General features: G+C 53.8%; 8 protein-coding genes and 3 tRNA genes. 10 read left to right on the top strand and 1 reads right to left on the bottom strand.

From position 1 onward, the window contains the following. The coding region (locus A7E48_RS09050; RefSeq protein WP_068172461.1) for a pyridine nucleotide-disulfide oxidoreductase at positions 1-1,025 on the top strand (1,025 nt) is incomplete at its 5' end. A gap of 226 nt (positions 1,026-1,251) precedes the next feature. Here A7E48_RS09050 and A7E48_RS09045 read toward each other — a convergent pair. Next, entirely contained in the window at positions 1,252-2,610 is a 1,359-nt protein-coding gene (locus A7E48_RS09045) for a D-arabinono-1,4-lactone oxidase (protein WP_083147331.1), read from the bottom strand. A 270-nt stretch (positions 2,611-2,880) separates the two neighbouring features. Between A7E48_RS09045 and A7E48_RS09040 the strand changes: the two genes are divergently transcribed. The 9 genes from A7E48_RS09040 to A7E48_RS09000 all read left to right on the top strand — a co-directional run bounded on the left by A7E48_RS09040 (position 2,881) and on the right by A7E48_RS09000 (position 11,544). Next, entirely contained in the window at positions 2,881-3,546 is a 666-nt protein-coding gene (locus tag A7E48_RS09040; RefSeq protein ID WP_068172458.1) for an LGFP repeat-containing protein, read from the top strand. A gap of 272 nt (positions 3,547-3,818) precedes the next feature. Continuing rightward, the gene (locus tag A7E48_RS09035; protein ID WP_068172455.1) at positions 3,819-4,838 is read left to right on the top strand and encodes a universal stress protein; all 1,020 of its coding nucleotides are present in this window, start codon (positions 3,819-3,821) and stop codon (positions 4,836-4,838) included. Between the two features lie 480 nt (positions 4,839-5,318). Next, positions 5,319-5,391 (top strand) — tRNA-Glu (locus A7E48_RS09030). A gap of 57 nt (positions 5,392-5,448) precedes the next feature. Beyond that, positions 5,449-5,522: transfer RNA gene (locus tag A7E48_RS09025), tRNA-Asp, on the top strand. 57 nt (positions 5,523-5,579) lie between these two features. After that, positions 5,580-5,652 (top strand) — tRNA-Phe (locus A7E48_RS09020). A 439-nt stretch (positions 5,653-6,091) separates the two neighbouring features. Further along, positions 6,092-7,357: a hypothetical protein gene (locus tag A7E48_RS09015; RefSeq protein WP_083147330.1), complete on the top strand. Its 1,266-nt coding sequence runs from the start codon at positions 6,092-6,094 to the stop codon at positions 7,355-7,357. 67 nt (positions 7,358-7,424) lie between these two features. Next, complete coding sequence (pelF, locus tag A7E48_RS09010) at positions 7,425-9,230, top strand: GT4 family glycosyltransferase PelF (protein WP_068172452.1); 1,806 nt, start codon at positions 7,425-7,427, stop codon at positions 9,228-9,230. Between the two features lie 8 nt (positions 9,231-9,238). After that, a complete protein-coding gene (locus tag A7E48_RS09005; RefSeq protein ID WP_068172449.1) occupies positions 9,239-10,390 on the top strand; it encodes a putative glycoside hydrolase in 1,152 nt (383 codons plus the stop codon). A 71-nt stretch (positions 10,391-10,461) separates the two neighbouring features. Then, a complete protein-coding gene (locus A7E48_RS09000; protein ID WP_068172446.1) occupies positions 10,462-11,544 on the top strand; it encodes an enoyl-CoA hydratase/isomerase family protein in 1,083 nt (360 codons plus the stop codon). Positions 11,545-11,598: the final 54 nt, after the last annotated feature.

Below are 11,598 nucleotides of genomic sequence, written 5' to 3'. Positions count from 1 at the left end.
CCTATGGCGCTTCCGACTTCGTCTCCTGGTACGATGCCCACCCCGACTACCCCCGCGAATGGCCCCTTAATGCTAAAGAAATTGCGGTACTTGGCAACGGCAACGTAGCACTCGATGTCGCGCGTGTACTTTCCAAGCACGCCGATGACCTGCTGGTTACCGAGATTCCAGACCACGTCTATGAAGGTCTTAAGGCATCGCCGGTCACCGATGTTCACATCTTCGGACGCCGCGGCCCCGCTCAAATTAAGTTCACCCCGCTTGAGCTGCGCGAGTTGGCGCACTCCCGCGACGTTGACATCGTGCTCTACGAAGAGGACTTCCAGTTCGACGCCGCCTCCGAAGAGGCCATGGAGAACAACGCCCAAATTAAGGTCATGATCAAGGTGCTGCGCGGCTGGCTCGAAGACCAAAAAGAAAACCCCGGCACCGCATCCCGTCGCCTGCACCTGCACTTCTTGCAGTCACCGGCAGAGATTCTCGGTGAAGACGGCAAGGTCACCGGCCTCAAGATGGAACGCAATGAACTCGACGGCAATGGCGGCATCAACGGCACCGGCGAATTCATCGAATACCCCATGCAGGCTGTCTACCGCGCCATCGGCTACTTCGGCTCTGAACTGCCCGATGTTGGTTTCGACCCCAACCGCGGCGTCATCACCAATGTCGAAGGTCGCGTGACCGATAACGACGGCGAAGCCGTACCCGGGCTCTACGCCACCGGATGGATTAAGCGCGGTCCCGTTGGTCTCATCGGTTCCACTAAGTCTGACGCCCTCGAAACGGTCACCCACCTGCTCGAAGACCGCGAAAATCTCTACACCGCCAACGAACCGGCACCCGAGAAATTCAACGAATTCCTCGACTCTAAAGGCATCGAATACACCACCTGGGAAGGCTGGCACGCACTCGACGCCCACGAGAAGTCTCTGGGCGAAGCAGCGCTGGACGCCTTAGGTCAGCCGCGTAAGCGCGTGAAGGTGACAGACCGCGACGAAATGGTACGTATCTCGCGCGGACGTTAAGAGAGAGGAGCGAAAGTCAACTACCGTTCCAGCTCAAACATTAATGCTTTTAGCCCGCCCGATTGTTTTTGAGAACGCTATGGTTTTCGAAAACACAGGGCGGGCTAAAAGCGTTAAAACTCGCAAGTCGCCGCAGCTAACTTCCGCTCCCGGGTGATGAAGTGGGCAGGTGGGAGTGTCGTCGTTTTAACTCGGACGTCGGGGCAACATTCCAGGCCCTATTTCGTTAGCCAATCAGCACTTTCTCCAAGTAGGGGTTCAAGAAGATTCCCTGCGGGTCCATCTCCTGGCGCAGCGCCGTAAATGTCTCAAATTCCGGGTAGAGCTTGCGCAACTGCGCGGCGTCCTGCGTATGAATCTGCCCCCAATGAGGGCGTCCCCCATGATGCATGAAAATTTTTTCCAGCCCCTCAAAATATTCTTCAAAGGGCCGACGCCAATACTCACGCGCCGAAATGTAGACTGTCTCTCGCCCAAAAGCGGGGGATAGTGGAATATCATCTGCTGCAGATGTTCGCACCACGAGCGGGAATCCCGTCTGGATTTTTTCTTCGCTTAGGTGGGCGCGCACGTCCTTCATCACTGCCTGAAATTCTGCAATATCGAAGGCGTATTCCATGTTGTTCTGGTGCACAGTGCGGTTCTGCCCAAAAACGGAAGGAGCCAAATCGGCGTAGCGGCGGTTGCCCTTACCCCAGTTCGATACCTTGTTCAGCATGCCCTGACTAGGGGGAAGAGTTGCTCCCACTATGTTCATGATTTCAAAAACGCCGTTATTGAGTACGTAGTCACCCCCGTGGCGTCGCGCCTGAGAAAGACGGGCATGGGGAGCCATGTATCCCTCTGTTAGTAGAGGCAGGCGGGTCAGACGGCGCGTACGCACCTCTTTTGATCCCGGGAACCAGGAAAATTCATAGTGGTCTGCCCCGCGCGAGCGGTCTTCAAACACAGGGACGATATCGGAGTAGTGTCGCCCGCGTTCAGAAGCATGAAGCCGAAAGAGTGGGACTACGCGGAAGGTCAGCGATACCAGCACGCCCAGTGCGCCAAGCCCCACCAGGGAGGCACGGAAAATTTCGGGGTGGGAGGTTTCAGAGCATTCGAGTAAATCACCGGTTGCGGTAATCAGCTTCAGACTGGTCACTTGTGTGGAGAACCCGCCAAACCCTAGCCCCGTACCGTGGGTTCCGGTGGAGACCGCTCCTGCAAGAGTCTGCTGGTCAAGGCGTCCCAGGTTTTCAAAGGCAAGGTTGTAGCTCAGCAGGATTCGGTTGGCGTCGCGTACCGTGGTGCCAGCAAGGAATGTGGCTGTGGATTGATCTGTATCGACATCCACTACTCCTGTCAGATATTCCAGGCTCATCATCGTTTCAGTGGGTTGAGCGATGGCAGAGGAACTCTTGGAGGCACCCACCACCTTGAAACGCTGATCGGTCGAGGCGCAGTAAGCAACGAATTTTTGAAGGTCAGAAAGCGTGCGAGGTTTAAAGACGCGGGAGGGCGTGGAAATATGCCGGTTACCCCAGGTTTTCCATGCGTGCTGCGATGCTTCTGCAGTATCTTCTGATTTCTTCAGATGCGTCATTGCTACTCCCTATAGTGCGTTGATGGTGAGTCTATTTTCTCACTGTGTGCTAGAAACTACCCGAATATTTCCTGAAAAGAAAACTCTGAGTCCGGTGTAGTTTCTATAACTTTGAGGGAGTTAAAGTCACGATTTTATAAAGATTTTGAGGTTCTTCATTACGGTTGTACAACAATAATGGGTTCTCGTCTAAAAAGGTGGAGTTATTTCTCAAAACATGATGTGGTTGAAATATAGACAAGTTCACAGCCGCTTAGGCGAGGAGGAAAAATGTTCACTTCAACCCGTTTTGCACAACGTGCCGGTGCTGTTGCTGGTGTGGCTACTTTACTGGGATTCGGTCTAGTAGCTCCTGCTCAGGCAGCCCCGGAGGCGCCGGTTGATTCTCCCGCCGGTTCCTTACAACCTGCTGGCGATGTGCCCCCTACCTTTGGTGATCCGCTCACCACTCAGCTGTGCGGGGTCTCAGGCGATGGCCTAGCAACTTCTGGTTACCTCGAATGCCATCAGCTTTTCCAAAGCGGCGCTTTGTTTTGGAATGAGCTGATGGGTGCACATCAGGTACAGGGCGCTATCTATCAGGCGTGGGTCAATGAAGATTCACAGCCTGCCCGAGGAGTGGCTCCTGTGAATCAGCTTCAACCCACCACTAACGAAATTCCTGTAGCGGACGGCGTCCAACAGAGCTTCTCCTACGCTGACCAGGGGCGAGTGGTTTACTTCTGGTCACCTCAGACGGGCGCTCACTTTGTAGATGCGGATACCGCAGCTGGTCAGTATTTCCTCAACAATGGCGGGGCTGAAACCCTAGGGTTCCCGACAGGTGAGGTAGTCACTGCTGCCGATGGTTCTTCCGTTTTGCAGACTTCAGCCGGCACTATTCAGGCTAATTTTGGAGCTAACGGGGAGAGCGCTGGCAATTTCACAGCTTTCTAAATGACCCTCAAAAAATTGTAGTAAACACCGCACTATAACGACGTCGCCCCCTTCTCTCAAAGTCGCCCCCTTCTCTCAAAGTCGCCCCCTTCTCTCAAAGAGGAGGGGGTGACGTCGTTTATCTATTCATCTCTCAAAGAAATCCCAGGTCATAGTGGCGAAACAAGGTACCACTGTGAGGTGAGCCATTCTAGAATGGAGGAAGGACCGGCTCTTGAATTTTGAGCAAAAGATCAGAGCTGGAATAACCGAAACTAGGCGAGGAGAATTCCATGACCGAGAACTCATCACAGCACAAATCATTCGGTACCCAGGCTGTTGCCGCTCGCGATACCGGGGTAGATCTCACTAAAATTTCAGGCGAAATTATTGTGGGCATTGATGGTTCCGAGCAGTCGTATGGGGCGCTCATCTGGGCGGTTCACGAGGCTAAACGCCGTGATGTTCCTGTTCGTCTAGTGACCGCTTATTCGCTTCCGGTTTTCACGGGTACAGGTTTTGACGCGGGGTATTCGGTAGTGGATGAAGAAGCGTTGCGCGACGGCGTGGCGCAGATTCTTGACGAAGCTATTTCTCGTGTCGGTGAGACTGATGTTGAGCTGCGTGCCACGGTGGAAACGGGGGATGCTACCGGCGTCCTTTTGGAGCTTTCTAAGCGTGCTGAATTGATGGTTGTTGGTTCGCGTTCGCATGGCGGGTTCTTGGGACGCTTGCTGGGTACGGTTTCTACGTCGTTGCCCGCTCACTCTCACTGTCCTACAGTGGCGGTTCCTATGTCTTACGGGGACAAGATTGATAAGGATCGTACGCTGTTGAACCACAGTAAGACGATTGTGGTGGGTTCTGATGGTTCGGATCAGGCACGCGTTGCGATTTTGAAGGCCGCGGAGGAGGCTGATCGTCGTGGCGTAAAGCTGACTTTGGTGAATGCATTGGCTCCTTATACGGGTGCGTTGAATTGGGTGCCTGCTGCGGTTGATTTTGAAGCAATGTATAAGGAGATTGCTGATTTGCAGCGTAAGGCTGCGCACTGGGTTCGCGGTTATTATCCGGAGCTGGAGATTGAGTTTAAGTTGATTGACGGCTCGCCTGTTCAGGTGTTGTTGGAAGCTGGTAAGGATTCGAGTTTGTTGGTAGTGGGTACTCGCGGCCGTGGTGGTGTGGCGGGTATGCTGCTGGGCTCGACGTCGCAGGGTGTTTTGCATAATGCGGAGGTGCCGGTGATGATTGTGCCTGAGTTGGACGATGAGCGTGCGGATGAGGCTCCCACCGCTGAGATTAGTTGGGGATGAGGTTAGCGGGAGCGAGCGCGCGAGATGGAAGCAGATTTTCCGAGCGCGCGAGGAAGTAAAAATCTGTTGGAATCGGCGGAGCTTGCATAGCCGTAAGAGCTAACCGAATTGGACAGCGCTAGCCTATGTTTCGAGTTCAACCGGTTTCGGAAAAATAATTGAATAGTTGGGCAGGGGAGTTGCGCCGGGTTGTTGTCTATTTTTGATGGATTGCGGTCCCGGCGTAGCTCTCTTGCCGTCTCTGAAGAAAAAGTTGAAATTTTTTTGAAGTTTTTTGCGAGCGGGTTTTCTCCTTGATATTCCGCGGTTTTTAGTCGATTTATTGGCGGATAAATGACTTGTTTCGTGTTCCACGTTACAAGATTTTGAGCTGAAAATGGCGGGTGGATGAACTTTCGGTTTGCGCGTTAAAAAAAACTGTCGTAAGCTAGTTGAGGTTCGAAGGACGGGCAAGAGAAATCAAGCCGGTTCATCTACCTAGCCCCTATCGTCTAGCGGCCTAGGACGCCGCCCTTTCACGGCGGTAACACGGGTTCAAATCCCGTTGGGGGTACTGTAAATCTTCGGATTTACGGCCTAGTTGATTGAAACTTTGGTTGATTTCAACGATGGCCCCGTAGCGCAGTTGGTTAGCGCGCCGGCCTGTCACGCCGGAGGTCGCGGGTTCAAGTCCCGTCGGGGTCGCTCCGACCGTGTTTCTTTTAGAAGAAGCGCGGTTGTGGCATATCTAAGGGTATGCCTGGCTCTGTAGCTCAGTTGGTAGAGCGCACGACTGAAAATCGTGAGGTCACCGGATCGACGCCGGTCGGAGCCACAAATCCACTTGCATGGGCTTCTAACATGCAAGTGGATTTCTTTTTAAGCCTCAGCTTTAGCTGGGGCTTTTTCTTTTTAAGTAGGTGCGGAGGCTGAGATACCAGAGAAGTAAATGAGGTACCGCGTGGAGGCGGTATCTGGCACGTCTTTCTGGTATTTGGTATGAGGTACTCGTTCAAAGGAGTACCTCAATTCGTTTGGTGCCCCACCAAAAATTACTTCCCAAGGGGAGCGTCATATTACAAAAGATGACTCACTCTGCGTCATAAACTGTGGGTTGATAAGCGGAAGTACTCCCGAAAAGAGTAATTTCTGTCCCCACTATAGTGGAAGTTGTGTGAATACTACCCGAAGTTCACTCACTGTTCAAGGGCGCAGGGTTACCTTTAAATAACTATCTATCTACATCTCGCACTCCCCTTGAAAAGGTCGCAGCTTTGTCAACCGCGCTAATTAGCAACACCAAAAGGTCAAAATTTCGGTTCAAACGAACAAAATTCCTTTATCAGTTTCTTCTGTATCTCTCCCCGGTAATTCTTCTAACCACTATATTCCCGCTGGTCACCCCGCGGATTTCTGAGGTAACGGTAGGGCGCACGCAGCTCACCGAAATCATTCTTGCTGTTTCCATTACGGTGCCGTGGATGTCGCAGAGCATCTGCTTGCCCATCTACCGGTCTATGGGAGATTTGCTCGCAGACCGCGAAATGGACGCCTGCATGCGCCGGTTTGCCGAGTATTGGCTCAGTACCTGCGTAGCGGTTTTACCGGTGTTGCTGGTCTTTGCCGCACCTTTCTACTTTGCCCTGAACTGGGATTTCGCCGCCCTATTTGCCTTCCTGCTCTTGGGATTTTTGAATATGGCATTCGGGCAGCTTTTGGTTATTGCTAACCTTCCGACCACTAACCGCAATACCTGGGCTTTTGCTTGGCTGGCTTACGCGCTGGCATTGCTTTTGTTCCCTACCGTGTGGTTCCTGCCTCCGCTGATGGGCATGTTGGTGATGCTTTTCGTTCTCCGCCGGCATCTGCGCTATCTCACCGCTTTCAAGAGTCTGAACTATTCAGATATCGCTAAAGAAATGTTGCGCGGTTTCTTGCTAGGAACCGTCCTCTGGGCAGATAAGTATGTGCTGTTCATTGTTCAGGACGGGCACATGGATGTCGTCGCCGTTTACATGGGTCTGGTTCCGGCAGTTATCGCCTACAACTATTTCTTTGCGGCAGAGGCAACTAAGGTTGATCGGGCGGTGGCTCGTCTGCGTGAGACCATCCAGTCCAAGGGCTACCGCCAGGTGCAGAGTTATTCTGCCAAGGTTGAAACTCGCGTGGTTGATTCCACCCGCCGTACGCTGATGGTCGCCGCTGTCAGTTCGGCAATCGTTGCGCTCTTGATGTTCATCTTTGTTCACGAATCTTTTGCGCTGGCGCTTGCCGTCATCGTCTCGTCCTGGTTGTTCCTTGCCGTCACTATTTACAGCTATCAGGTGGACTACCTCGGCTCGCATACGATACCGCAGATGATTGGTTTAGCCCACCTGTTGCTGTGCATTATCGCCTTTGGTCTAGTGCCGCATACTGGCGGTTACTTCATCATCATGGTGGGGGAAGTTGTTCTGATGATGGTTTCTTATGTTGCCTTTCGCCGCATCTGGAAAGCACCTGCATATGACCTTTTCTGGCGCCACGCTATGGCCTGGTAAAACCCCCTGAACGCCTGGGGATGGGCGTTTATCAACAACACAAACACTCGCTGAAAGAGGTAGTCCTTTGACTGCAACCACCGTTTACAAAGAACTTCGCACCCCTGAAATTAACGAACACTATTCGGATCCTCAGTATGAGGACGTCGACGTCGCTATCGTCATGGAATCCACCTACCCGTTTTTGAAGGGCGGGGTATCGGCGGTGGTGCACGATATCGTGACGACCAATCCAGATATTTCTTTTGGAATTATCCACATTGCCTGGAACAAAAATTCTCCCTCTGAAGACCTCTACGGTGTGCCTGAGAACGTGCGCTGGGTGAAGACTATCTTTATCAGCTTGGAGGAGCATAAGGATGGGTTCGCCTACTCGACGAAGGACCTTAAGCTCAACGCGCGACAGCGTACGGCGGAGTCGCATACGATTATTGATGCGTTGCTGGCGCTGGTCAATGACGCCGATACGAACCCACTCTGGGAGGTCTATGACCGTATGTTCTCGGAGAAGAGCCGGCAGTTCCCCGGTTGGGCTCTTCTTGGAACTAAAGAGTTCATGCAGGTGTTTTTCAGTCGCATGTCGGTGGGGACTATGAGCTTCTCTGATGCGTTTTGGTTGCTGCGCACTTTCTTCTCGCTAGCGTATGCCCTCTTGCACGAGCGCATGCCCTATGCGCGCGTCTACCATGCACACACCACCGGTTACGCTTCGCTCATTAGTGCTGCTGCGGCCCGCGATAACGGTGGTTCGTTCTTGCTAACTGAACATAATCTTTACATCCGCGACACCATCAATACTCTGCTCGATCGCAATATGTCTTACCCCGTGCAGGTGGGCGATCCGGATGTTTTTGATGTCACCGAAGAACAGCGTGCGTGGATGATTTGGTGGATTCAGATAGGACGCTTCTGCTACCCCAGCGCCGAAAAAATCACTTACCTCTACCCCAAAGCGATTGAAGAAGCGAAGGGTCTAGATGGCATCGAAGAACGCTCTGTTATTTTGCCTAATGGAATGCTGATTTCGGATGTGAACGAAGCCTACGCCATGCGTCGAACCGCCCGCGAAAAAATTGAACTACAAGGTAAAAATCACCACTGGAAGTTTGTCTTCATTGCTCGCGTGGTACCGATTAAGGGGTTGCTAGACCTCATCGACACGGTAGATCTACTCAAAGAAGAAGGGTATTCGCTGCACATCGACTGCTTAGGACCTACCCAGCATGTGCCCTGGTACTACGACCAGTGCCGCGAAGCCATCGCGGCGAAGGGCCTAGAAGATTACTTCACCTTCCACGGCACGGTGAATGTGCGCGAAAAATTGGGCGAATTCGACGTCCTCGTCATGCCCTCTTACAACGAAGGTCAGCCGGTTGTGGCGCTGGAGGCGATGAGCGCGTCCATCCCCGTCATCGGCTCGGACGTCGGCGGCATGTCCCAGCTCCTCGATGACACTCTCATTACCGACGACGGCGATATGGTGGAACGCTGCGGAATCTTGACCCAGGCGGGGGACCCTGAGGGGTTTGCGCTTGCTCTCAAGCAGGTGATGGATAGCCCTGCATTCTATGAGGAGCTCTGCATCAACGCTCGTGAGCGCGTCATTAAGTTCTTCCAACTTCACGATGTGATGGATCGCTATAACTTTATTTACCGCGAACTCGGTGGTCTGGAACTTAAACCTGAGCAGCAGGGAATGACCATTGAATCGGTGAAGAGTGTTCCTTCTGAGCCTCTCCTGCCTACGCTAGCCGGTGAGAACGAGCAACTATCAGACACTTTCGTTCCCCAAGGTCAGCGAGAGCATAAGAAACCTCGGCGGATTGATAAAGAGCGCACCAGCCCCGTTCTGTTCGACCTTTCGTCTCAGTAGGGAGTATTTTGCCAAACCAGCGTAGGAGCAATGGGTTGTGGGTTCGCTACGGAGGAGAAGAAATCACAGATACGCAGGTGAAGTTCGCTGCCGAACACTACTCGGTGGCGATTCTGCAACCGCGCGAGGTGGACGCCGCGCGTCGTCTGAAAGAGCTCAACCCGAACATAACGGTGCTGTGCTACAAATGTCTCTCATCAACTCGCGAGTATGAGGGGCAGGCACCGTTTACATCGGGTGTCTCATTCGCCGAGGCGCAGGAACAAGAACGTGCTGGTCAGAGCTGGTTTGCGCGGCGCAAGGATGGCCAGCTTATCGAATGGGATGGCTACCCGGGGCACTTCCAAATGAACGTGTGGAACCCCGCCTACCGCAAGCAGTGGGTAGCAAACGTGAGCGCTGAGCTCGCGGATTCGCCCTTTGACGGCGTCATGGCAGATAACGACTTCTTTGGCGACTACTACGGGCTGAACCTTCCCATTCGCGGAGCGCGGCAGCTCCGTACCTTCCACCGCGGGCTGGATCGGCTGATTCGGGACGCCGGCAAAGCACTCAACCGGCAGGGCAAGATCCTGGTACCCAATATCGCGGAAGCACGCTGCGACCCCGGTAAATGGGAGCGCCACAGCGCCTTCGGTGGGGGCTTTGAAGAAGTCTTTATGGGCTGGGGCGCTGAGGAATTTCTCGACGTCGCCTCCACCATGGCACAGGCGCATCAGATGATGAAAACTCATGCCCCGGTCAAGCTTGTGCAAGCGGATGGAACCCGCCTGAAACAGCCGCGGCTCACCCTCCTGCGCGCGTCCACCGACGGTACCAACCGCCACCCCAATTTTCGAGCCGCATTAGCTGCGTTCTGGGTGTGGGGCGCGGGGGAGTGGACGGCGCTCGCAGGCACCGCACACGATGCCCACAACAGCACACCGTGGGTGCAGGAACTCGCCTGGGACTTGGGCAAACCTGAGGGGAAGTACCAGGAGAAAAATGGTGCGCTCGTCCGTCGATTCTCTAAAGGGTGGGCGGCAGTAAATATTTCAGACCACCCCTCCGGCAACATTCCTGTTCCAGCCGGATTAGAAGCCGCTCACGGCAAAGCTGTGCCCTCAAAGGTGGTGCTCCCACCCCACCAGGGAGCTATCTACCGCAACAGAAAACACTGATGCACCTTCTCTTCGCTTCGACGGCGGTAAAGTGTGGAGATATGCAGTATCTCTAGGCGAAGGAGCAGGTCATGACCGAACACGTAGGGCAAGAGTCCCAGATTCTCTTTGAAAACCGCGGAACTCTGGGCGTTATCACCGTCAACCGTCCGCGCGCACTCAACGCACTCAGCTATGACATGCTCCGAGGAATCGACCGGGCGCTCACCCAGTGCGAGAGCGATAGCCGCGTCAAAGCAGTGCTCATTCAAGGCGCTGGTGAGAAAGGGCTGTGTGCAGGGGGCGACGTCGTCTCGCTTTACCACCTGATTGACTCGGGCGATTTAGGCGAGGGCGAAGAATACTTTCGCGCCGAATACACCTTGAATAACCGAATTTCTAAGTCCCCTAAGCCTATCGTGGCTATCATGGACGGCATCGTTCTCGGCGGCGGAGTGGGGATCTCCGCGCATGCTTCCCACCGCGTGGTCACTGAAAAAACTAGGCTGGGCATGCCGGAAACCGGAATTGGTTTCGCTCCAGATATTGGTGGGCTCAAGCTACTTTCACAGGCGCCCCGCCAGCTCGGCACAGCAATGGCGCTGACAGGTCGGTACGTAGGCGCGGCAGATGCGATAGTCTGCGGACTCGCCGACTACTATGTGCACACCGAAAAACTTGGCGAACTTATCTCCTATCTCGAAAGCGCCACCGACGCTCAATCAATCGAATTGGTGATCTCCAAGTTCGTGGGCAACACCCCTGAATCGGTGATGGCTTTGAATGCCTTTTGGATTAACACGGCGTTCGCCGGGAACAGCGCCGAACAAATTCGCGACGCCGTGGCAGAGCACGCAGAACAGGGCAACCCGCTGGCGGCAGAACTCATCGAAGCAATGCGCCACAACAGCCCCACGGGAATTAAAACAGCCCTCTTCGGTATCCGCCGGGCAAAGACTGCGACCCTCGCAGAGACTCTCAACCGTGACTACAACATGGCAGTTAACGCTATGAGATCACACGATATGAAAGAGGGAATTCGCGCCCAAGTCATTGACAAAGACCGTGACCCCCAGTGGGATCCTGCGACCCTTGAAGAAGTCAGCGAAACCTATGCCGCTAGTTTCTACAATCAGCCAGACGGCATCGCAGGTCTTGGGCTAAAAGACTACTAACCTCGGCGTCTTTGCCGGACAAGAAATAATAAATCTGTCCCGCGCGTTATACAA

Source organism: Rothia sp. ND6WE1A (assembly GCF_001683935.1).
GTDB lineage: Bacteria > Actinomycetota > Actinomycetes > Actinomycetales > Micrococcaceae > Rothia > Rothia amarae.
The sequence above is the reverse complement of the archived record's forward strand: the minus strand, read 5'-3'. Positions and strand labels throughout refer to the sequence as shown.